Below are 23,173 nucleotides of genomic sequence, written 5' to 3' on the forward strand. Positions count from 1 at the left end.
GTTGTGAGTTCACTATGCTGACATCATCTCCAATTACCCGCCGCAAATCGCGCCGCATCATGGTGGGCAATGTCGCTGTCGGCGGCGGTGCCCCGATTTCGGTGCAGAGCATGACCAATACCGAAACCTGCGATGTCGAGGCAACCGTTGCGCAAATTCAGCGACTGGCTGATGCCGGTGCCGATATCGTCAGGGTATCGGTGCCATCCATGGACGCTGCCGAAGCGTTCAGGGCAATCCGACAGCGCGTCAGCCTGCCGCTGGTGGCCGATATTCATTTTGATTACAAGATAGCCCTGAAGGTTGCCGAGTATGGCGTTGACTGTCTGCGCATCAACCCGGGTAACATCGGCAGTGAAAAACGTATTCGCGCGGTTATCGATGCGGCTCGCGACAAAGGTATCCCTTTGCGCATAGGTGTCAACGCCGGTTCCCTGGGCAAAGTATTGTTGCGCAAGTATCCCGAGCCTTGCGCGGAAGCGATGGTCGAATCTGCGCTGACGCAGATCGATATTCTGGACAAACTCGATTTCCAGGATTTTAAAATCAGCTTAAAAGCGTCCGAGATCTTCATGACGCTGAAAGCCTACCGGGCATTGGCGGGGCAAATTGATCAACCCTTGCACCTGGGCATTACCGAAGCAGGCGGCCTGCGCTCAGGGACAGTCAAGTCTGCGGTTGGTCTGGGCGCCCTGTTGATGGATGGTATTGGCGACACCATACGGATTTCGCTGGCCGCCGACCCGGTGGAAGAGATACGTGTTGGATTTGATATCCTGAAAAGCCTTGGGCTGCGCAGCAAAGGCGTCAACCTGGTGGCCTGCCCGAGTTGCTCGCGGCAGAACTTTGATGTCATCTCTGTTGTCAACGAACTGGAAGCGCGTCTGGAAGATGTCATTACACCGGTTGATGTCGCTGTCATTGGCTGCATCGTTAACGGACCCGGCGAAGCCAAAGTGGCAGAAATTGGTTTGACCGGCGCTACCCCGAACAATCTGGCCTACATCAATGGCAAACCACACCACAAGATCGACAATGCACGCCTGGTAGACGAACTGGAAGCGATGGTGCGTTCGCGCGTGGCCGAGAAACTGAAGCTGGAAGCCGAGCAGGCCCCGAGTGGCATCATTGCACGGGGAAAGGACTGAGATATTTTATGAGCAAGATACAGGCTATCCGCGGCATGAACGATATTCTGCCGACGGAAACTCCCACCTGGCAGTACGTTGAACAGGTAACACAAGCACTGGTGCAGTCCTACGGCTATCGCGAGATTCGTTTTCCGGTGCTGGAACAGTCGCAGCTGTTTAAGCGCTCTATCGGTGAAGTCACTGATATTGTTGAAAAAGAAATGTACAGCTTTGCCGACCGCAATGGCGATGAGTTGAGCCTGCGCCCGGAAGGCACTGCGGGTTGTGTGCGTGCGGCCGAGCAACACGGTCTGCTGTACAACCAGCAGCAACGGTTATGGTATCGCGGCCCCATGTTTCGCCATGAACGCCCGCAAAAAGGGCGTTATCGACAATTTCATCAGGTCGGTATCGAGAGCTTTGGCATGGCCGGTCCCGATATTGATGCGGAAATTATCCTGATTTCGGTCGCGTTATGGCGTGAACTGGGCTTGAGCAAAAATGTGCGCCTGGAAATCAACAATATAGGCACGGCAGCGGATCGACGTGCATTTGGCGCCGCGTTGACAGCGTTCCTGCAACAGCATGAAGCTGATCTGGATGAAGACAGCCAGCGGCGCTTGCTCAGCAACCCGCTGCGGGTGCTGGACAGTAAGGTGCCAGCGACGCAGGCACTGCTGGTCAATGCGCCCTCCCTGGTCGAGTATGTCAGCCCGGAGACGGTGGCGCATTACGATCAACTGAAAAAGCTGCTGCGTGCCAATGATGTCGATTTTGTTGAAAATCCACGTCTGGTCAGAGGGCTGGATTACTACAACAATATGGTATTCGAGTGGATAACGGATGAACTGGGTGCGCAGGGGACTGTCTGCGCCGGTGGCCGTTATGATTCGCTGGTGTCGCAGTTGGGCGGTCGCGGTACCCCCGCCGTTGGCCTGGCGTTTGGCATGGAGCGATTGGTGTTGTTGCTGGAAACGATCGGGCAGGTGCCTGATTCCGTCAATCAGGTGCTGGATGTGTACCTGCTGGCTTCCGATGCTGCTGTCGCTGACCAGGTCCTGAAACTGGCCGAGGAGCTGCGGGCCAGATTGCCTGACGTGCGCCTGATGAGCCATTGCGGCGGCGGCAAGTTCAACAGCCAGCTCAAGAAAGCATATAATAGCGGGGCCCGGGTGGCGGTGATCGTGGATACGCCACCGGACACCGGGGAGCAGACTGTGCGTGTGCGTCAGCTGGATGAGGAGGGCAGCAGCGAGGCAGTCACGCTGCAAAATCTTGACGCGGCGCTGCTCAAGGCGTTGGCTCAGACGTCGGCTCCGGCCTGACTTGACACGGATCGGGCAGTGCGACACGATGCCTGCCTGCTGTGAATCAGACAAAATGGCGATAGCTGCGTTGACGCAGAATCAATAATGATCGGTAATTTCAGACAGGAGCTGTTTGTGGCTTTAAGTACGGAAGAAGAAGAAAGTTTAGAGTCAATTAAACGCTGGTGGCGTGAAAGCGGCCGCTCTCTGGCAATGGGTATTGTCGCCGTGGCACTGGTCTATTTCGGCTGGCAGGCATGGCAGGCCAGTCAGACGCGTTCTGCAGCCGAGGCTTCTGCAGTCTACGATCAGTTGTCGCAATTGATGGTGACACCGCCTGGTGAAATGGTCCCGGAAGCAGACCGTGAATCGGCACAGGCACTGGTGGCACGGCTGAAAACTGACCACGCTGACAGTGTCTACGCGCTGTATGGCGCGCTGTTTGGTGCCCGTCTGGCGGCAGAAGCTGACGATCTGGCAACAGCAGAACAGGAGCTTCAATGGCTTCTGGACAATACTCAAAGCGGGTTGTTTGGCAGCACTGACGCGACACTGGTCATGCTGGCGCAATTGCGTCTGGGTCGTGTTCTGCTGGCCAATGGCGAACCCGACCGGGCCATGAGTGTCATCAGTGGCGTTGAGCCGTCAGCACTGAGTGCGGAGTTCGATGAACTGCGCGGTGATATTTACCTGGCACAAGGGCAGCGTGAGCAGGCGCTGGCCGCTTATGAGTCTGCGCAGGCCGCCGCCGCCGGAAACCCGATTCTGCAAATGAAACTCACTGAGCTGCAAGGCAGCCTCTGACCGCGCAAGTCGCCGAGCATGTACTTATGACGTATGTAATGAAAACGATTGTTTCGCTTGCCATTGCTGTTTCGCTGGGCGCCTGCAGTATTTTTTCCAGTGACGAGACTGAGCAACCGGCCGAACTGGTCGATTTTGACGAAGAGTTTTCACTCGTCCGCAATTGGACTGTTAATGTCGGAGACGGACAGGGTCGGCGCTACAATCGTCTGCAACCCATTATTGCCGGCGACACGATATTTGCCGCGTCGGAAAATGGCGAGGTCAATGCCATCGACAAAAACACGGGCGAGGTATTGTGGCGCGAGCGTACCGGCGAAACCATTACCGGCGGCGTTGGTGTCGGCGGCAACATGGTATTGCTGGGCACGCGGGATGCCAGGGTTTTTGCGCTGGAGCAAAGCAGTGGCGACCTGTTGTGGGAAACCAGTGTCAGTAGCGAAGTATTGGCAGCACCGGCCAGCGACGGCCGTGTGGTGGCAGTGCAGACCATCGATGGTCGGCTGATTGCGCTGGACCCGGTCGATGGTCGGCAACGCTGGGTGTATCAAACCACAGTGCCTGCGTTGTCCCTGCGCGGCAACAGCAAACCGGTGATCTCGGGTAACCTTGTCATTGCCGGATTCAGCAGCGGTATGGTGTCGGGTGTTGATGTCGGTAGCGGTGCCCTGGTCTGGGAAGAGCGTATCGCAGTACCACAGGGCCGGTATGACATCGAGCGGATTATCGACATCGATGGTGATCCCATTATCGATGGCAATGTGGTTTACATGGGCAGCTATCAGGGCAACCTGATGGGGCTGGATGTGCAAAGTGGTCGTATTGTCTGGGGACTGCCGGGTTCAACCTACCACAACCTGGCACTGGGTCTGGGCAACATATACTGGGTCGACAACTTCAGCCATGTGTATGCCGTACAAAACAACACCGAACGCACTGTATGGGAAAATGATTCTTTAAGGTTGCGCCGTACGACTGGTCCGGCGACATTCAACAACTTTGTTGCGGTGGCCGATTTTGAAGGTTATCTGCATATCCTGTCGCAGATCGATGGTCGTTTTGTGGCCCGCACGCGTGTGGATCGCAATGGCGTTCGCGCGCCGATCGTCACTGAAGGCCGGCGCATTTATGTGTACGGCAACAGCGGTCGGCTGTCAGCTTACAGCCTGCCCTGAGTACCCCTGATTGACACTGCGCGGCGTGGTCGCCGCGTGCATTATCTGGAACGTCTATGAAACCCGTACTGGCCCTTGTTGGGCGACCTAATGTGGGTAAATCCACCTTGTTTAACCGGCTTACCCGCAGCCGTGACGCGATTGTGGCGGATTTTGCCGGACTGACCAGGGATCGCCAGTACGGTGAAGGCAAGGGCGGTGAAAAACCCTATATCGTGATTGATACCGGTGGTCTGGAAGGCGGCGAAAAAGGCATAGACTTTGAAATGGTGTCGCAGTCGCTGCTGGCTATCGAAGAAGCCGATATCGTCCTGCTGCTGGTGGATGGCCGTGCCGGGCTCAACCCGGGCGACACCCAGATCGTGGAGCATCTGCGCAAACTGGGTAAACCGGCTTTTCTGGTGGTCAACAAGGTTGACGGCATTGATGAAAATGTCGCCATGGGTGATTTTTTTGGCCTGGGCATTGAGCAGGTTTTCCCCATCACGGCGTCGCAGGGACGTGGCATCAAGAAATTGCTGGATACTGTGCTGGCCGGTTTTCCCGAGCCGTTGCCGGAGACCGAGCGCGCAGACGAGGGTATTCGCATTGCCATTGCCGGCCGCCCCAACGTGGGTAAATCCACGCTGGTGAACCGGATGCTGGGTGAAGAGCGGGTTGTGGTCTTCGACGAAGGCGGCACTACCCGCGACAGTGTCTATATTCCCTTCGAACGCCATGGCCATCGTTACACCCTGATAGATACGGCAGGTATTCGGCGACGCGGTAAAACCACGGAGACAGTGGAAAAATTCTCTGTGGTCAAATCACTGACCGCGATACAGGATGCCAATGTCGTTATTCTGGTGGTGGATGCCCGTGACGGGATTGTTGAGCAGGACCTGCACTTGCTGGGATACGTGATTGATACTGGCCGCGCGCTGGTGATTGCCCTGAACAAATGGGATGGCATGGACACGGAGCAGAAAGAGCGTATCAAAAGCGAAATCCGTCGACGTTTTGCCTTTGTCGATTTCGCCGCCATACACTTTATCTCTGCTCTGCATGGCACCGGCGTCGGTGATTTATACAAGTCCATTCATGTCGCCTACGATTCCGCGAAACGGGATCTGGGCACCAATGTGCTGACTAGAACGCTGCAGGACGCAGTGCTCGATCACTCTCCTCCCATGATCAATGGCCGACGTATCAAACTGCGTTATGCTCATGCCGGTGGACAGAATCCGCCCATTATTGTTATTCACGGCAAGCAGACCGATAAGCTGCCGGATTCCTACAAACGTTATCTGGAAAAGACTTTCAGAAAGGTACTGAAACTGGAAGGCACGCCGGTCCGTATCGAACTGCGTAGCGATGACAACCCCTATGTACAGCATGAAAAGGGGTTGTCAGGGCGACAGGTGGCACAGAAGCGGCGTATCAGCAAGAACCGCAAAATATCAAAGTCGCGCGGTGACTGATCAGCCGTCAATCATCTCTGGCCGCGGATGATGCTGTCCAGGCTCACCTTGCCGGGGCCAAAGGCAAAGATGGCAAAATACACCAGGAAATACATCGCAGCCAATTCCCCGTTGTTCAGCGTTGGAAACCAGGCCGGATGCGCCGTCAGGTAGGCCATGACCATCAGGATGGCGGCCAGCAGGGCGACATAACGGGTAAACAGGCCCAGCACCAGCAAGCCGCCTCCGAATAATTCGATGGCTCCTGCTACCCATAACATGTTCACACCCAGATCAATGCCGAAAAAGCCCATGCCACCCAGAAAGGGTTGAGCCTGCTCGCCAAACATTTTGGGCCAGCCGTGAGTCATGAACATTGCGCTGCTGAGTATCCGTAGCAGAGTCCATGACAGAGTTTGAGTATTGTTTGCAATGCTGTTCACGCACCGGTCTGCTGTGCCGAGTATCGACATGATAGTTCCTCCTTAAGATAGGATTAGAGTGTACTGCCAAGGCGGAGCATAGACTTAAAACGATGCTTGCGCTACCCTTCGCATATTCCTGAATCACCGAAAATCCTGGGCCACCAAAACGTCATTATGTCCGAGTTGATGCGACGAGCGATCCACCCCCGGTTTGAACTGGGAACACAAGAGCGCACACTCGCCTGGCGTTTACATATCGATATTCCATTACTGATCAGTGCGCTGACTGTCTGCTGCCTGGGGCTGTTTGTGCTGTACAGCGCCAGTGGCGAGGACATGGATACTGTTGTCCGTCAGTCCATCCGGCTTGGTATTGGTTTCGTCGCCATGCTGATCATCGCCCAGATACCACCCCGGACTTTTCGATACTGGGCAACCCCGGCGTTTGCGGTGGTTACGGTCTTGCTGGTGCTGGTGCTGTTTTTTGGCACCGTCGTGAACGGCGCTCAGCGCTGGCTATCGGTTCCGGGCGTCGGCGCGTTTCAGCCGTCCGAGCTGATGAAACTGTCCTTGCCGGTGATGGCTGCGTGGTATTTCAGCAAAGTGGTCCTGCCGCCCAGGTGGCACGATATCGTCATCAGCCTGATTATTATCGGTGTGCCCAGTTTCCTGATTGCCACTCAGCCGGACCTGGGCACCTCGATACTGGTGGGTATGTCGGGTCTGATTGTGCTGTTTTTTGCCGGCCTGTCGTGGCGAATCCTGTCGATGGCCGGACTGCTGACCGTGATTGCCATTCCGCTGATGTATCTGTTCGTGCTGGAGCCTTACCAGCGTCGGCGAGTGGATACCCTGTTCAACCCCGAAGCCGATCCCCTGGGCGCTGGCTGGAATATTATCCAGTCCACGATCGCCATGGGCTCAGGCGGTCTGATGGGCAAAGGCTGGCTAAACGGCACGCAGTCGCGGCTGGACTTCCTGCCGGAGTCTTCCACCGACTTTATTCTCGCCGTGATTGGCGAGGAGTTTGGTCTGTTCGGGATTGTTGTTTTACTGTCGCTGTATGTCTTTATTGTCGGCCGTGGCCTGTTTATCAGCTGGCAGGCCAAGGAAACCTTCAGTCGTCTGCTCGGCGTCAGCCTGTCCCTGACTTTCTGCATTTATGTAATCGTCAATATGGGCATGGTGTCAGGCATACTGCCGGTTGTCGGCGTGCCATTACCGCTGGTCAGCTACGGCGGTACATCGGCAATAACGCTGCTGGCCGGCTTCGGCATACTGATGTCAATTCACACCCACCGTCGGCTACTGCCGCACTGACGCGATTTGCGCGCATCCCCTCAAGTTTGTCCGCCAATGTGCCGCTAATTCTTTAATACAGATGCCACATGGCAGGGCAACGTTGGATGCGCCGTCGCCAGAGATCTGGCAGCGGTCGCCGAGGGGGAACGCAATAAATGCTGAGTCAGTCATCGCCAGTTGAGCAAAACCGGTCCCGGGCCGAATCAGTGTCATGGCATATTGGTCTGGCGCCAGCTCTGGTGCCGGCCATGCTGGTGCTGATATTGGTGCTGTCGGTATGCCTTTTTACGCTCACGACCGGAGGCCTGCGTGTGCTGGCAGTACTGGCGGCGGCAGCGGGTATTGTTCTGTTTATGCTGTGGCGCCTGACATCCACCCATATGAGCAATACCGGTTTGATGCGTGTGCTGCGCAATGTCAATGATGCCCAGGGTGACCTGTCGTCGGTCATGCCGGTGGTGGGAGACGAAACCTCACGTGAGACCGCGCGCCTGTTTAACCAGTTCATGGAACGGCTGCGCACTGCGTTGGACGATCTTCGTCACCATACTATCAAGGTCAGCCTGAGTTCTGCCCAGGGTCGGAAAATTGCCGAAGAGGCCAGCCGGGATGCGGGCAAGCAGGAGGATTACTCCGAGATCATTTATCGCTCCAGTGAGGAAACTGCCACCGCCATCGAAGAGTTGTCGCGCTGGACCAACAACATTGCTGATGTCAATTCGCGCAATCTGTCCACTGCCCGTGATGCGGTGGCAGATCTGGTGCGTGCCAATAGTCAGATCGCGACTGTTGGTGGCATGATGCAGCAATTTCACGGCACTGTGGAACAACTCGAAACCACTTCGGAAAATATTCGCGCCATTCTGGGCACGGTGCAGGGGTTCGCGGCGCAGACCAATATGCTGGCGCTGAATGCGGCGATTGAGGCTGCCCGGGCGGGTGAACAGGGCCGTGGTTTCGCCGTGGTTGCCGACGAAGTCAGGGATCTGGCGGTGAAGGTGCGCGGCTCTGCCGACGAGATCGGAGCGTTACTGGAAGAGATGATTGGCGTGGTTTCAAAAACCTCCAGTGGCACCGAGCGCATGATCAGCGAAACCGGCCAGGCCGGAGAGGCCATTGACAAGTCGGCGGGTGAGTTCAAACAAATGGTTAACGGTTTTGAGTCTACCCATTCGGATCTTTTGCAGGTGAGTGCTGCTGCTGAACAACTGTCAGTCAACAATCAGGATATTCGCAGCCGCAGCCATGAAATTCGTGATCTGGGCGGCCGTATCCGCAGTGACATGGAAAAGAATAACGACCAGACGCATATTTTGCTGGAATCTACTGACCAAGCCCTGCACAAACTGTGTCAATTCCGCATCGGGCGCGGGCCGCTGGAGCAGGTGCTGGAAATTCTGGAACAACGGCGTGATCGTCTGGAGCCGGCGATGGCGGAATTGACGGCCTCAGGGGTGGACATGTTTGACCGCAATCACCAGGCCATCAAGGGCACCAATCCGATCAAATTTGACGTCAGCTATGCACGTGCATTTCAGAAGGCCTGCCAGCACCTGATAGATGCCTGGGCAAAAGAGGAGGACGGCGCGCTTTACTGCCTGCCGCTGGACAGCAAAGGCTATGTTGCGGTGCATCGCAGTGAGCTGTCACAGGAGCCCACTGGCGACCCGGCGGTTGATCTGGCCAGGAGCCGCCACATGCGTTTCTTCCAGAGCCGGGACATTCCTTACATGGGGCGCTTCCGCCTGCAAAGTTATCTGCGGGATACCGGCGAAGTGATGTTCAATCTCTCGGTACCCGTGCATATTGGTGGCAAATATTGGGGTGGTCTGTTCATGGGACTGCCGGCATCGCGCCTGGGGCTCGATGCCTAGCACCGCGTGCGCCGGACTAGTTGGTGTCGCCCTCACGTGCACGGTTGACCAGGGCAATCATGTCAACCGGATTCTGCGGTACCGGTGTCAGGCGACCATTGACGAACAGGGCAGGTGTTGAGCGTACACCCGCACTGGTGCCGCCGCGCTGATCATTGCGGACTTTCTGTAACAGACTCTCGTCCTGCATATCGATATGGGCCTGTGCAACGTCAAGGTCCAGTTGCTCAAGATATCCGTCAAATTCGCCTTCCGCCTCGCTCAGGGAAGACCAGTAAGCCTGGTTGAGAAACAGCTGATCATGCATTTCCCAGAACTTGCCCTGCCGGCCGGCAGCTTCAGCGTACAAGGCGGCTGTCCATGCAAAGCGATGTGTCGAGGTCAACGGAAAATGACGGAAGACAAGTTGCACATTCGGCGCGATGCGGGGCCAGGCCTGGCTCATGACACGGTGCTCGGTGGCACAGGCAGGGCACTGAAAATCCGCATACACCACAAGCGTCACTTCATCGCCACCACCTTTGACATGATCCACTTCGCTGATCTGGTCTGGCGGATAGATTTCGCCCTGGCCCATCAGACCGTAAATGACGCTGATGATCACCAGCGGGATAACCACAACCATGGCCAGACGGCTCATGTTTTTGCGTATCTTTGCCTGTTTCTCAGCCTGCTGTTGCTTCTGTTCGCGAATCAGACGCTGTTGCTCGCGCTTGTTCATGCCTTGATCTCCTTGACGGTACTGACAATCTGGCCGTTTGCCAGGGTGCTGATAATATCATCACCGGCCTTGACCTGGGACGATGTACTGATGAGTTTGCCTTCAGGTGTGCGGGTGATGCTGTAGCCCCGCTGCAGGGTTTGCAGCGGACTGATATTTTCCAGGTTGCGTGCCAGCATCTGCAGGTTGCCACGGCGCTGTTCCAAAAAGCGCAACATGGCTCTTTGCAGGCGGCTGTCCAGTTGTGTCAGCACCTGTCCCTGTTCCTGAAGCCTGCGCCCCGGATGTTGCAGCCGTTTGCGCAACCAGTCCAGTTGCTGGCTGCGCTGGTTTAGCAGGTTCTGCATCAGGCGTAACAGTTTATTGTGTTGGTTCTGCAGACTCAGGCGCAACTGGGCCTGATCGGGACTCAACAGTTCCGCAGCGGCCGAGGGGGTGGGCGCGCGCAGGTCGGCAACAAAGTCGGCAATGGTGATATCGGTTTCATGGCCAACTGCGCTGACGACCGGAAGGCTGCAGGCATGAATCGCCCGGGCCACCGATTCATCATTAAATGCTTGCAGATCCTCCAGCGAACCACCGCCGCGCGCCAGCAGCACCACATCAATGCCCAGCGCCTGCTGCCGTCGTTGCGCGATCTGCAGGGCTTGAATGATTGCCGGCGCAGACTCCTGCCCCTGCACCGGGACCGGTAAAACGGTGATCCGCATGGCCGGATAACGTCGGCGGAAGACGCTGATGATATCCCTGATCACGGCGCCGGTTGGTGAGGTGATAACGGCGACATGCTGACAATGGTCGGGCAGGGGCTTTTTCAGGGCGGTATCAAACAGGCCTTCGTGGCTCAGTTTCGCTTTCAGTTCATCGTAGGCGCGCTGCAGTGCACCTGCGCCGGCGTCCTGCATGCTGTCCAGGATCAGTTGATAGTCGCCACGACCTTCGTAGATGCTGAGTTTGCCGCGCACAACAACCTGCATGCCATTGGCAGGCCGAAAGCGCACCGACATATTGCGGTTGCGGAACATGGCGCAGCGGATCTGGGCGCCGTCGTCTTTCAACGTGAGATACCAGTGGCCCGAGCCGGGGGTGGCCAGATTGGAAATTTCGCCTTCGACACTGATTGCCGGAAAGCAGTCTTCGAGCAGGTCCCGGGCCATCCGGTTGAGACTGCTGACACTCAGTACGCGATTTTCGCTGCTGGCTACACGCGCACTGACTGGTTGAAAAGGTGGTATATCCGGGTTCATGCCTGCATCTTAACCCAGCCCGTGAACGTATCATAGACGCTGGTTTACCAATGGCCGTCAGATCTGTATAATCCGCTTTTTGTGGATAGGTGAAAACTTATGTTACGCATTGCTGAAGAGGCGCTGACATTCGACGATGTCCTGCTTCTGCCCGCCCACTCATCTGTACTCCCCAAAGCTGTCAGCCTGAAAACGCGTTTGACTGCGAGTATAGCCCTGAATATCCCCCTGATGTCTTCCGCCATGGATACCGTGACCGAAGCGCGTCTTGCTATTGCCATGGCACAGGAGGGGGGGATCGGTGTCATACATAAAAACATGACCATCGAGCAACAGGCGCGCGAAGTGCGGCAGGTTAAAAAGTACGAAAGTGGTGTCGTGAAAGACCCGATCACCATTTCGCCTGACGCGCGCATCAGTGATCTGGTCGCGTTGATGCGGGAGAACGACATTTCCGGCATGCCGGTGGTCGTCGGCCGTCAGTTGGTCGGTATCGTCACCAGTCGTGACGTGCGTTTCGAGACCAATCTCAACGCCAAGGTCGAAACCATTATGACGCCGAAGCAGAGCCTGGTGACCGTGAAGGAAGATGCCAGTCATGATCAGATCAAAGAGTTGCTGCACCAGCACCGGATTGAAAAAATCCTGGTGGTCAATGATGAGTTTGAACTGCGCGGCTTGATCACGCTGAAAGATATCCGCAAGTCGGAAGATTTTCCCAATGCGTCCAAGGATCAGCAGGGTCGCCTGCGCGTTGCCGCCGCGGTGGGTACCAGCGCCGACACAGAGGATCGTGTGAATGCATTGGCCGAAGCAGGCGTAGACGTTATTGTGGTCGATACTGCCCACGGACATTCCGCCGGCGTATTGAATATGGTGCGCCGCATCAAGGGTCTGTACCCGGAACTGGCGGTTATTGGCGGTAATATTGCCACTGCCCAGGCCGCGCGGGATCTCGCCGAAGCCGGTGCGGATGCCGTGAAAGTCGGTATTGGCCCCGGGTCTATCTGCACCACGCGCATCGTCACGGGCGTGGGTGTGCCCCAGATCACGGCGGTTTCCAACGTCGTTGAAGCGCTGAAGGACACAGATGTCTGTGTGATTTCTGACGGCGGCATTCGTTTTTCCGGTGATATCGCCAAGGTGGTTGCTGCCGGTGCCCACGTGGTGATGATTGGCAGTCTGCTTGCGGGTACTGAAGAAGCGCCCGGTGAAGTAGAGCTGTTCCAGGGTCGAAGCTACAAGGCTTATCGTGGCATGGGCTCGCTGGGTGCCATGTCCCAGAGTCAGGGTTCCAGTGATCGCTACTTCCAGGACGCTGCGTCCGGTGTTGAAAAACTGGTACCTGAGGGTATTGAGGGCCGGGTGCCTTACAAAGGTACGATGTCCAGCATTGTGCATCAACTGATGGGTGGTCTGCGCTCCAGCATGGGTTACACCGGTTGCGCCACCATGGACGAGATGCGGACCAAGCCCGAGTTTGTCAAAATCACCGCGTCCGGCATGCAGGAAAGTCATGTGCATGATGTCAGCATTACCAAGGAAGCACCCAACTATCGTATGAGCTGACAGTACTCTCTGTCATGAACAAGGCCTGCCACGCATGAGTCAAAATATTCACAGCCAGAAAATTCTGATTCTGGATTTTGGATCGCAGTACACACAACTGATCGCCCGCCGGGTTCGCGAACTCGGCGTTTATTGTGAGATTTGGGACTACCAGTGTACCCAGGCAGAAGTCGAAGCCTTCGCGGCTCAGGGTATCATCCTCAGCGGTGGCCCGGAGACGGCAACGCTGGCAGACTCACCACAGGCCGCTGACTACCTGTTTACCCAGAACGTGCCCTTGCTCGGCATTTGTTATGGCATGCAGACCATGGCCGAACGTCTCGGCGGCAAGGTTGAAGCGTCGGACAAATCCGAGTTTGGTTATGCCGAAGTCAATCTGCCCGCGCCCGGTGCCCTGTTCGAAGGTATTGAAGACCGGATGGCGGAGGGCGGTGTGCCGCAACTCGATGTCTGGATGAGCCATGGCGACAAGGTCATCAAAGTGCCACCGGGGTTTGTCGTCAGCGCGGAAACCGGCAGTGCACCCATTGCCGCCATGTCAGATGAATCGCGTCAGTTCTACGGTGTGCAGTTCCACCCGGAAGTGACACATACCCTGCAGGGGCAACGCATACTGGAACGTTTTGTACGTAAAATCTGCGGTTGTGAAGCACTTTGGACTTCGGCCAATATTATTGACGATGCCATCAGGGTGGTGCGTGAACAGGTCGGCAGCGACCATGTTCTGCTTGGCCTGTCCGGTGGTGTGGATTCCTCGGTGGTAGCGGCCCTGCTGCACAAGGCGATTGGCAATCAACTCACCTGTGTATTTGTGGACAACGGCCTGTTGAGGCTGAATGAAGGTGACCAGGTGATGGCCACCTTTGCTGAAAACATGGGTGTCAAAGTCATCCGTGTCGATGCTGAAGACATGTTTCTAGATCGCCTGGCAGGCGTCAGCGATCCCGAGCTGAAACGCAAGGCCATTGGCAATACCTTTATTGAAGTGTTTGATCAGGAAGCAGCAAAAATCGACAACGTGCGCTGGCTGGCGCAGGGTACCATTTATCCTGATGTTATCGAGTCGGCTGGCTCGCGTACCGGCAAGGCCCATGTCATCAAGTCTCACCACAATGTTGGCGGTTTGCCGGAGCACATGAAGCTGAAACTGGTGGAGCCGCTGCGCGAGCTGTTCAAGGACGAAGTGCGCCGCATTGGTCTGGAGCTGGGCCTGCCTTACGACATGGTGTATCGCCATCCGTTCCCCGGCCCTGGCCTGGGCGTGCGTATCCTGGGCGAGGTGAAAAAAGAATACTGCGATGTGCTGCGCCGCGCTGACGCGATTTTTATTGAAGAGCTGCACAAGGCTGATTACTACCACAAGACCAGCCAGGCCTTCGCCGTGTTCCTGCCGGTGAAATCGGTCGGCGTGGTCGGCGATGGCCGTCGTTATTCCTGGGTGATCAGCATCCGCGCGGTGGAAACCATCGATTTCATGACGGCGCGCTGGGCGCATCTGCCTTATGAGTTGCTGGAAACCGTGAGCAACCGCATCATCAATGAGATCACTGATGTGTCGCGGGTGACTTACGATATTTCATCGAAGCCGCCGGCGACGATTGAGTGGGAGTAAAGTCGCGGTCAGTGGAACCGCAAGCACCATGCTGACAATGCCGATCATGCCGATCATGCCGATCATGCCGATCATGCCGATCATGCCGATCATGCCGACCGGGGAAACCAGGGACAACAGAAGCGCTGTGTAGCGAAACAGGCGGAGTTCAAAGGCGTTAAAAAGTCGCTTTTTTCGTCTCCGATTGTTGTCACCTGATTTCCAGTCCCGGTATTAAATTATTTCTTTGCCTTTTTTGCCTCTCCATTGAGCTCGCCTACTTTGGCCTGGCCTTTGCCGACATTTTTCTCCACTTTGCCCTTGGCCTCAGTGCTTTTGTCGCCGGTTACTTTGCCAGCCACTTCCTTGGTCTTGCCTTTCACTTCTTTTGTATGTCCTTTGGTTTCATTCTTGTTCATGCTTTGATCTCCAGTTTATGAGGCCTGCGTATTTTGCCTCGGATCACGAACTTCTGATGGATTCATCCGAAGGCATTTTGAATTCTCAAGATGATTTAATTTAGTGGCGGAGTCTGTATGGTGGCGAACTTAAATTAATAAATTATAGATTTATGGGTAAATAACCTGTGTTGAGATTTTTGAATATCCTGGGTAGGTTTTTTTCATTTCTCGGATTTCAAAAAATCTCCAGCTGCACACTGGCCCTAACGTTCGCTATCGCACCGACAATGTTTTTAAGGTGCACAAAGATAGAGAAATCAAGTGTTGCAGACTGCTAGCTCTGATTTTCTAAATCACTCGACGACAGGATCGACGAAATGCTATTTGATGGATGGGACAGCCTGTTGCGAACATTGGTCGTCGGGGTTTTGGCCTACGTTGCGCTCATCTTTTTGCTTCGCCTGTCGGGTAAGCGAACACTGTCCAAGATGAATGCCTTCGATCTGATCGTGACAGTCGCTCTGGGCTCTACTCTGGCCACTGTTCTGCTCGCCAAGGATGTTGCACTGGCCGAGGGCATACTGGCGTTCGCCTTGCTGATCGGTCTGCAGTTTATTGTGACCTGGTCCAGCGTGCGTTCGCGATGGGTGCGGCGGATGGCTACAGGAGAGCCGTTGATGCTGTTTTACTGTGGAGAATTTCTATCTGCCGCGCTGCGGCAGGCACGGGTAACTGAAGACGAAGTGCGAGCCGCAGTTCGCTCGAATGGGATTGAGTCAATGGATAAGGTTGGTGCCGTCATTCTGGAAACAGACGGCTCATTCAGCGTCGTTCGGCCTGGCGGGAATGGGTCCAGTTTTAGGGGTGTAGACACACCATAGTCATTCTCGCCAGACGTCCAGATCAACCCCTCAACTTGCCGAGCTGCGTCGAAAGGCATTGACGATGGCGAGCAGAATCACTGCACCGATCAGCGATATGACAAAGCTCATGATGGTGATACCGTCGTTAATTGAACCCGCCCCTAACAAAGGCCCAATCAGCCATCCGCCAATCACTGCGCCGACGATACCAACAACCACGTTCAGAAGGATACCCTGCTGAGCGTTGTTGCCCATGATTATGCTGGCGATCCAGCCGACCACGCCACCCATGATTAACCACACAATAATACCCATAGTTTTTCCCTCCAGATTAATTTGATACGTTGTTTTGTTGACGTCAATGGCAGCGGCTTTCGCTGCTGCCATTGACTCATTCGTCGACTAAGTGGCGGACAAAGAATTACTCATTGCGCTCAAATTCAGGTGCTGAACGTAATTCCTCGCGGGTCATGCTGATGCGCAGGTCGTAATCATCGGATGAGCCGGTGACGGTGCGGTCAGTTGACGATGTTGTCGCAGTCGTGCCGGTAGCCGATCTGCGGTTATCAGAATCGCGCCCCATGGTGACATCATCCCAGCCAATGGCGACATCTTTCTCGCCCATGCCCAGAAATCCGCCGACACCAATGACAATGGCAACAATTTGCCCATCTTCATCAACAATCAGGTCGTTGACCGAACCGACTTCTTCGTCATTTGAAGTTTTGACCTCAGCTTCCATCAGGTTGCTGATGTGCATGCCGTTAGTGGGGGCTGCGTCCATAAAACCCCTGTGCTCCATGTCGTTACGTCCGTCGGCAGCCAATCGCGCTGCAGCAGACTGGTTATCAGACTGACCGGAATGCTGGGCACCCTGGCTGCTCTGATGCTGGGTTTGTTGGTCGCGCTCAAGATTCTGACCGGAAGTTTGTTGAGCAAGTGCAAGTCCAGAACTCAACGTGATGGCAGGCGTGAGCATTGTAAAAAGGGCGATCGAATGTAATTTATTCATCTGTAACTCCTTCGAAACGAGTATGTATAAGTCGGACAAAATGTCCTTTGTAAACGCTTCGTTTAGACTTTGCTTCTCCAGTGGTATTACCGGAAAGGAAACTGAATCCAATTGAATATAGAATCCAGAATAGGAACCAACTTACGGCAGGGGTCAGGCGTGGTCGGTTCGCTGACGCACCATGTCGGCGCGAAAGTAGTGGAAAGATGTAACAGCGGTGGATTTTAGTGGGGGATTGCACGATATTATTTCAGGTACCAGAACCGATAATTGAGGTCGAGTTGCGAGCCAAAACTGGTGCAATTCTCCAGGTGCATTGTTAAAATCGCGGCACTTGCTAAAGTCGGTGAAACCAGTCAGCGGATTTCGGCCGTGTCACGTCAGGAACAGACCATGAGCGATCAACCCCGACCAGTATCCGGGATGTCTCCGGCGATTGCTGCTGATACAGATGACAGCATCTTCATGCGTGAAGCACTGAACCTCGCGTTCGAAGCCGGCAGGCAGGGAGAAGTTCCGGTGGGTGCTATTATCGTCAAGAACGGACAGGTTGTGGGAAAGGGCTTTAATCAGCCCGTCGGCAGTCATGACCCTTCGGCGCACGCAGAAATCTGTGCGCTACGTGAGGCTGGCCAGACTCTGGAAAACTACCGACTGCCCGGCTGCACGCTGTATGTCACCATTGAGCCCTGCACCATGTGCCTGGGCGCCATCATCCATGCTCGCATTGACCGGGTGGTGTATGGTGCCGCTGAGCCGCGTTACGGCGCCATTACCAGTGGGCAGAGATTGCTGGAGAATGGTGTCTATAATCATCAACTGGCGGTCAACGGCGGGGTGCTGGCGCAGGAAGCGAGCGAATTGATGAAGCAGTTTTTCCGCCTGCGTCGCAAAAGCCGCGCGGATCCGGCATCGTCATCAGGCAGTGCCACAGGGTCGCAATAATTGCCTGATTTTTGCAGGCAAATGGCGTATCATAACGCCCCGAATTTCGCAGGTTTCTTCTTCCGGCTCGACTGACTTTAAGGCTATCAGACACAATGCTTGTTCTCACTGGCAGCACCGCTCATTCCGACTTCCGACTTCGTAAACTGCTGCGCAATGTGCAGCGCGAGCTGCCCGCTGTGCAGGGGCTGGCCTCTCATTTCGTGCACATCGCCGAATGCGAGCGGGACCCCTCATCAGATGAACTGGAGATGCTCGGGCAGTTGTTGGCCTATGGTCTGGGTCAGGGCGAGGGTATAGAGCAGGACGACCTGGTTGGTGAAGCGCAGGGCATAACACGTCTGGTGGTGCCCAGGCCGGGCACGATTTCGCCCTGGTCGAGCAAGGCCACGGATATTGTGCGTAATTGCGGTCTTGCTGCCATCTCACGCCTGGAACGCGGCATTGTCTGGGATATCGTGGTAGAGAAACCCTTGTCCGATGCAGAGCTGCTGATGCTGGACAGTTACCTGCACGATAAAATGACACAGGCAGTGCTGGCTGATGTGGATGAGGCGGCCTGTCTGTTCACTCACGCGGAACCCGCCGAACTGGCAACGGTTGATGTGCTGACAGAGGGCAAACCTGCGCTGCAGTCTGCCAACCAGAGCATGGGGCTGGCGCTGGCTGATGATGAAATGGACTATCTGCTTGAGTCATTTCAGCGCCTGAAACGCAACCCGACCGACATTGAGTTGATGATGTTTGCGCAGGCCAATTCCGAGCATTGTCGACACAAGATTTTTAATGCCAGCTGGACACTGGACGGCATCGATCAGGATTTGTCCCTGTTTGCGATGATCCGCAATACTCATAAAAAATCCCCGGACAAGGTGCTGTCGGCCTACAAGGACAATGCCGCAGTGATGTGTGGCAGTGACGGCGGCCGGTTCTTTCCACAGCCGCAAAGTCATGAATACGGCTACACCCAGGAACCTATCCATATTCTGATGAAGGTGGAAACGCACAATCACCCCACGGCAATAGCGCCGTTCCCGGGGGCGGCTACCGGCAACGGCGGCGAAATCCGTGATGAGGGCGCTACCGGCACCGGTGCCAAACCCAAAGCCGGTCTGTGTGGTTTCAGCGTTTCCAACTTGCGTATTCCTGAATTGCCGCAGCCCTGGGAAGAGGACTTCGGTCGACCCGCGCACATCGTTTCTGCATTGGATATCATGCTGGAGGGCCCGATCGGCGCTGCGGCTTTCAACAATGAGTTTGGTCGCCCCAATCTGTGCGGCTACTTTCGTACTTATGAAGAATCGGTGCCCTCGGTTGACGGCTATGAAGTCCGCGGTTATCACAAGCCCATCATGATTGCCGGTGGTCTGGGCAACATTCGTGAGCAGCATGTACAAAAGCATGCCTTCAAGCCCGGTGCCCACTTGATTGTACTGGGTGGTCCGGCGATGCTGATAGGTCTGGGTGGTGGTGCCGCCTCGTCCATGGCCGCCGGAGCCAGCGCTGCGGAGCTGGACTTTGCTTCGGTGCAGCGCGAGAACCCGGAGATGCAGCGTCGCTGTCAGGAAGTCATTGATCAGTGCTGGCAAATGGGTGATGACAACCCAATCGCCTTTATCCACGATGTGGGTGCCGGCGGGTTGTCCAATGCCTTGCCAGAGCTGGTAAAAGATGGCGAGAGCGGTGGTGTGTTTCAACTGCGCAACATTCCCAATGCCGAATCAGGTATGTCGCCGTTGGAAATCTGGTGCAACGAGGCACAGGAACGTTACGTGCTGGCCGTGATGCCGGAGCGGCTGGCGGAATTTGAAGCCATCTGCCAACGCGAGCGATGCCCGCATGCGGTCGTCGGTGAAGCCACCGACGAAGACGTTATACGGTTGCAGGACTCACATTTTGATAATCTGCCGATAGACCTGCCGATGTCAGTGTTGTTTGGCAAACCGCCGCGCATGCACCGAGAGGTGCGCAGTGAAACAATCGAACCGGTGGCACTGGATACGGCGCAGATCGAGCTGGAAGAGGCCCTGGAGCGTGTTCTCAGCCTGCCTGCGGTGGCAAGCAAGAGTTTCCTGATCACCATTGGCGATCGCACCGTGACGGGTCTGGTCAGTCGCGATCAGATGGTGGGGCCCTGGCAGGTGCCGGTAGCCGATGCAGCGGTCACCGCTGCCGCATTTGACAGTTATTGCGGCGAAGCCATGGCCATGGGCGAGCGCACGCCGGTAGCGCTGTTGAATGCGCCCGCATCGGGCCGCATGGCCGTGGCTGAAGCGATCACCAATATAGCCTGTGCCCGTATTAACGATATTCGTGATATCAAATTGTCCGCCAACTGGATGGTCGCTGCCGGTCATCCGGGCGAAGACGCGCGTCTGTATGAAACCGTGCGCGCCGTGGGCATGGAGCTGTGCCCGGATCTGGGCATCTGCATTCCGGTGGGCAAGGACTCCATGTCCATGCGCACGGTATGGCAGGAAAGAGGCGAGCAAAAGAGTAATACCTCACCCTTGTCGCTGGTGATCTCGGCTTTTGCACCGGTGCTCGATATCCGGCGCACGGTGACGCCACAACTGCGTACCGACAAAGGTGAAACCGATCTGTTGCTGATTGACCTGGGCCGCGGCCGCAATCGCATGGGCGGGTCAGCTCTGGCCCAGGTTTACCGTGAACTGGGTGACATCCCGGCGGATCTGGACAGTGCCCGGGATCTGAGAAACTTCTTTGATCTTGTGCAGCAATTGAACGCCCAGGATCTTCTGCTGGCCTATCACGATCGCTCCGACGGTGGGGTCATGGTGACCCTGGCGGAAATGGCGTTCGCCGGTCACTGCGGGCTGGATATTGAGTTGGCTGAGTTGTTGCACCCGGATACTCATGCCATTGATGTGCTGTTCAACGAAGAGCCTGGCGCTGTATTACAGGTCCCGCGAAATCATCTGAACAAGGTGCTGAGTATCATTGAGGAGCACGGCCTGTCCGATTGCGCCAGTGTTATCGGCGAGCCTGCCAGCCATCAGAATATCCGCGTGCTCGACACTGGCCGACTGTTGCTGGAGCGCACACGCGTGGCTTGCCAGCAGCTCTGGGCGCGCACCAGTTACGAGTTGCAGGCGCTCAGGGACAACCCTGAAAGTGCCAGGCAGGAATTTGAGAGGTTGCAGGATAAAAAGGATCCCGGCCTGCAGGCGCGTCTGAGCTATGACGCTAACCAGGATATTGCCGCACCGTTTATTAATACCGGCGTACGCCCTGCTGTTGCGGTACTGCGCGAGCAAGGCGTCAACGGTCATGTGGAAATGGCGGCGGCATTTGATCGCGCGGGATTCCGCGCTGTTGATGTGCATATGAGCGATATTCTGCGGGGGGCTGTCGATCTGGCGGCGTTCAACGTACTGGCTGCCTGCGGCGGCTTCTCTTATGGGGATGTGCTGGGTGCCGGCGGCGGCTGGGCCAAATCAGTACTCTTCAATGAGCCGTTGCGACAGCAGTTCGCCGCATTTTTTGAGCGCAAGGACACCTTGTCACTGGGTGTTTGTAACGGTTGTCAGATGATGTCCCTGCTGCACGAACTTATCCCGGGCGCCGACAACTGGCCTCGCTTTGAGCGCAACCGGTCTGAACAGTTTGAGGCGCGGGTCAGCCTGCTGACCGTGCCGGAATCGCCTTCGGCCTTTCTGCAGGGCATGAAGGGTTCGCTGTTCCCGGTGGCGGTTGCGCACGGCGAGGGTCGCGCACGTTTTGTCGGCAGCAGTGATCAATTGCAATTGAAAGCCGGCGCCGGCATCGCGCTGCAATACGCAGACAACTATGGTGCGGTGACTGAGCACTATCCGGAGAACCCCAATGGCTCGCCTGCGGGTATCGCCGGCGTGTGTAGCAGGGATGGTCGTGCCACTATCATGATGCCGCACCCCGAACGTGTGTTCCGCGCCGTGCAGAATTCATGGCGGCCTGACGAGTGGCAGGAAGACGCACCGACCATGCGCATGTTCCGCAATGCCAGGGCCTGGCTGAAGTAGACGACCAGGCTGCCATAACGAGAGGCAACGATGTACAAACTTTGCTTTTACGTGCCTGAGGATTATCTGGATACGGTTAAACAGGCGGTGTTTGCCGCCGGTGGAGGCCGTATTGGTGACTACGACAGTTGCTGTTGGCAATCTGCCGGGCAGGGGCAGTTTCGACCTCTGGCGGGTGCCAGTCCATTCCTGGGCGAACACGATACCCTGACCCGGGTGCTGGAATACAAAGTCGAGCTGGTTTGTGACGAGACGCATATCCGGCCGGCTATTGCAGCGCTCAGGCTTGCCCACCCCTATGAGGAACCGGCTTACGATGTGATCCTGCTCGCAGATTTGTGATGCCTGCTGGCATTAGCGACTTTCACTGATCAGCGTAATCTCCGCCTTTCTTTCTGCCGAGTAGCGTACATCGTACATGCGTACCGGGAAATGTTGCTTTCTGCGATCGTCAAAATACTGCTGTAACGTCGATTTGACCACAGCGAACGCGATTTCATCCCAGGGCACGTCTGCTTCCGTGAACAGTTTGACCTCAAGGCTTTCAACGCCAGCGCTGAACTCGCTGCTGGCCAGCTCACCTTTGAAGAACAGGTATACCTGGTTGATATTGGGCAGATTGAACAGTGTATACAGGCTGTCTTCGCTCAGATTGAGTTCCGCGCCGGCTTCCTCACGGGTTTCGCGAATAGCGCCTTCCAATGTGGTCTCACCGTTTTCCATAAACCCGGCCGGCAGGGTCCACAGACCTTTGCGCGGTTCAATGGCGCGGCGGCAAAGCAGAACCTGATCGCCGGTCACCGGCAGGGTGCCGACAATATTGTTCGGGTTCTGGTAGAACACAACATCGCAGCTTAAACAACAATAACGCAATTTGTCGTCGCCGGGCGGTATATGGTGAGTCACCGGGCCAGCACAATAGTGGCAAAATTTCATGCGGTCTCTGTCAGTGGGGGCTGCCGACCGACCTTTGCAAGCAGGTGGGGCCCTAGTGCGGTTTCGAGGAATCTGTGCGCTGATGGCGCTGAATCATTGGCAGGATATCAGCCTTGGGCCGGTTTTGTCGCGCATTAACTTCGTCAAACGGATGCTGCAGACAGTGGTTCAGACGGGAAAAAGAATCGTGCATCATGCCGGACAGACGAATACAGCGTGCGGTCGGGTTGCTGGCCCTTTGCAATTCCATGTCGATACGGAACTGCAGCCCTTCAAGGCGTTGACGTGTGCTGTCGGGGGCCGAACGCAGAATCTTGCGGGTTAACCGGCGTCGCAGTTTTTCCAGCGACTCCGGATTATCCCGGTGCATGGCAAGCAGGGTATCAAAGTCAGGTAAATCGCCCATAAGC

Annotated in this window: 22 protein-coding genes; 13 read left to right on the plus strand and 9 right to left on the minus strand. The window is 55.9% G+C overall.

The features are described from left to right. The first annotated feature begins 14 nt into the window (after positions 1-14). From ispG to der, 5 genes are all read left to right on the plus strand, one after another. The gene (ispG, locus tag WD071_RS16485) at positions 15-1,148 is read left to right on the plus strand and encodes a flavodoxin-dependent (E)-4-hydroxy-3-methylbut-2-enyl-diphosphate synthase (protein WP_368049498.1); all 1,134 of its coding nucleotides are present in this window, start codon (positions 15-17) and stop codon (positions 1,146-1,148) included. 8 nt (positions 1,149-1,156) lie between these two features. Next, positions 1,157-2,455, plus strand: coding sequence for a histidine--tRNA ligase (gene hisS / locus WD071_RS16490; protein WP_368049499.1), 1,299 nt, complete (start codon positions 1,157-1,159; stop codon positions 2,453-2,455). A 117-nt stretch (positions 2,456-2,572) separates the two neighbouring features. After that, the gene (locus WD071_RS16495) at positions 2,573-3,241 is read left to right on the plus strand and encodes a YfgM family protein (RefSeq protein WP_368049500.1); all 669 of its coding nucleotides are present in this window, start codon (positions 2,573-2,575) and stop codon (positions 3,239-3,241) included. A gap of 38 nt (positions 3,242-3,279) precedes the next feature. Further along, entirely contained in the window at positions 3,280-4,416 is a 1,137-nt protein-coding gene (bamB, locus tag WD071_RS16500; protein ID WP_368049501.1) for an outer membrane protein assembly factor BamB, read from the plus strand. Between the two features lie 56 nt (positions 4,417-4,472). After that, positions 4,473-5,876 (plus strand): ribosome biogenesis GTPase Der, encoded by a 1,404-nt coding sequence (der, locus tag WD071_RS16505; RefSeq protein ID WP_368049502.1) that lies wholly within the window; start codon positions 4,473-4,475, stop codon positions 5,874-5,876. Between the two features lie 11 nt (positions 5,877-5,887). Here the strand turns inward: der and WD071_RS16510 are convergent, their stop codons facing one another. Further along, entirely contained in the window at positions 5,888-6,328 is a 441-nt protein-coding gene (locus WD071_RS16510) for a DoxX family protein (protein WP_368049503.1), read from the minus strand. A 126-nt stretch (positions 6,329-6,454) separates the two neighbouring features. Between WD071_RS16510 and rodA the strand changes: the two genes are divergently transcribed. Next, complete coding sequence (gene rodA / locus WD071_RS16515; protein ID WP_368049504.1) at positions 6,455-7,600, plus strand: rod shape-determining protein RodA; 1,146 nt, start codon at positions 6,455-6,457, stop codon at positions 7,598-7,600. A gap of 137 nt (positions 7,601-7,737) precedes the next feature. Then, positions 7,738-9,456, plus strand: coding sequence for a methyl-accepting chemotaxis protein (locus WD071_RS16520; RefSeq protein ID WP_368049505.1), 1,719 nt, complete (start codon positions 7,738-7,740; stop codon positions 9,454-9,456). A 16-nt stretch (positions 9,457-9,472) separates the two neighbouring features. On the opposite strand, the gene WD071_RS16525 is transcribed toward WD071_RS16520, so the two are convergent. Beyond that, the gene (locus tag WD071_RS16525; protein ID WP_368049506.1) at positions 9,473-10,177 is read right to left on the minus strand and encodes a DsbA family protein; all 705 of its coding nucleotides are present in this window, start codon (positions 10,175-10,177) and stop codon (positions 9,473-9,475) included. Then, positions 10,174-11,424: an exodeoxyribonuclease VII large subunit gene (gene xseA, locus WD071_RS16530; RefSeq protein WP_368049507.1), complete on the minus strand. Its 1,251-nt coding sequence runs from the start codon at positions 11,422-11,424 to the stop codon at positions 10,174-10,176. The genes WD071_RS16525 and xseA overlap by 4 nt, the downstream gene beginning before the upstream one ends. A gap of 99 nt (positions 11,425-11,523) precedes the next feature. Here xseA and guaB point away from each other — a divergent pair, with 99 nt between their 5' ends. Together guaB and guaA are read left to right on the plus strand one after the other, a co-directional pair. Next, a complete protein-coding gene (guaB, locus tag WD071_RS16535; protein ID WP_368049508.1) occupies positions 11,524-12,993 on the plus strand; it encodes an IMP dehydrogenase in 1,470 nt (489 codons plus the stop codon). 34 nt (positions 12,994-13,027) lie between these two features. Further along, complete coding sequence (gene guaA, locus WD071_RS16540; RefSeq protein ID WP_368049509.1) at positions 13,028-14,605, plus strand: glutamine-hydrolyzing GMP synthase; 1,578 nt, start codon at positions 13,028-13,030, stop codon at positions 14,603-14,605. Here guaA and WD071_RS16545 read toward each other — a convergent pair. Together WD071_RS16545 and WD071_RS16550 are read right to left on the minus strand one after the other, a co-directional pair. Then, positions 14,570-14,722 carry a hypothetical protein gene (locus tag WD071_RS16545; protein WP_368049510.1) on the minus strand — a complete coding sequence of 51 codons (153 nt, stop codon included), beginning with the start codon at positions 14,720-14,722 and terminating at the stop codon, positions 14,570-14,572. The two genes, guaA and WD071_RS16545, sit on opposite strands and share 36 nt — an antisense overlap. 101 nt (positions 14,723-14,823) lie before the next feature. After that, positions 14,824-15,003 carry a CsbD family protein gene (locus tag WD071_RS16550; protein WP_368049511.1) on the minus strand — a complete coding sequence of 60 codons (180 nt, stop codon included), beginning with the start codon at positions 15,001-15,003 and terminating at the stop codon, positions 14,824-14,826. Between the two features lie 359 nt (positions 15,004-15,362). Here WD071_RS16550 and WD071_RS16555 point away from each other — a divergent pair, with 359 nt between their 5' ends. Next, complete coding sequence (locus WD071_RS16555; protein ID WP_368049512.1) at positions 15,363-15,866, plus strand: DUF421 domain-containing protein; 504 nt, start codon at positions 15,363-15,365, stop codon at positions 15,864-15,866. A gap of 30 nt (positions 15,867-15,896) precedes the next feature. Here the strand turns inward: WD071_RS16555 and WD071_RS16560 are convergent, their stop codons facing one another. Then, the gene (locus WD071_RS16560) at positions 15,897-16,235 is read right to left on the minus strand and encodes a GlsB/YeaQ/YmgE family stress response membrane protein (protein WP_368049513.1); all 339 of its coding nucleotides are present in this window, start codon (positions 16,233-16,235) and stop codon (positions 15,897-15,899) included. Positions 16,236-16,269: 34 nt separating this feature from the next. Beyond that, entirely contained in the window at positions 16,270-16,860 is a 591-nt protein-coding gene (locus WD071_RS16565; RefSeq protein WP_368049514.1) for a PRC-barrel domain-containing protein, read from the minus strand. Between the two features lie 423 nt (positions 16,861-17,283). On the opposite strand from WD071_RS16565, the gene tadA reads away from it, so the two are divergent. From tadA to WD071_RS16580, 3 genes are all read left to right on the plus strand, one after another. Beyond that, entirely contained in the window at positions 17,284-17,805 is a 522-nt protein-coding gene (gene tadA / locus WD071_RS16570) for a tRNA adenosine(34) deaminase TadA (RefSeq protein ID WP_368049554.1), read from the plus strand. 95 nt (positions 17,806-17,900) lie between these two features. After that, a complete protein-coding gene (purL, locus tag WD071_RS16575; protein ID WP_368049515.1) occupies positions 17,901-21,827 on the plus strand; it encodes a phosphoribosylformylglycinamidine synthase in 3,927 nt (1,308 codons plus the stop codon). Between the two features lie 30 nt (positions 21,828-21,857). Further along, positions 21,858-22,169 (plus strand): NGG1p interacting factor NIF3, encoded by a 312-nt coding sequence (locus tag WD071_RS16580; RefSeq protein ID WP_368049516.1) that lies wholly within the window; start codon positions 21,858-21,860, stop codon positions 22,167-22,169. 12 nt (positions 22,170-22,181) lie between these two features. On the opposite strand, the gene WD071_RS16585 is transcribed toward WD071_RS16580, so the two are convergent. Then, the gene (locus WD071_RS16585) at positions 22,182-22,763 is read right to left on the minus strand and encodes an NUDIX hydrolase (RefSeq protein ID WP_368049517.1); all 582 of its coding nucleotides are present in this window, start codon (positions 22,761-22,763) and stop codon (positions 22,182-22,184) included. Between the two features lie 52 nt (positions 22,764-22,815). Next, a complete protein-coding gene (locus WD071_RS16590) occupies positions 22,816-23,169 on the minus strand; it encodes a DUF3135 domain-containing protein (RefSeq protein ID WP_368049518.1) in 354 nt (117 codons plus the stop codon). Positions 23,170-23,173 lie beyond the last annotated feature (4 nt).

Origin of the sequence: Pseudohongiella sp. (assembly GCF_040877505.1) — a bacterium.
In the GTDB taxonomy this organism is placed as follows: domain Bacteria; phylum Pseudomonadota; class Gammaproteobacteria; order Pseudomonadales; family Pseudohongiellaceae; genus Pseudohongiella.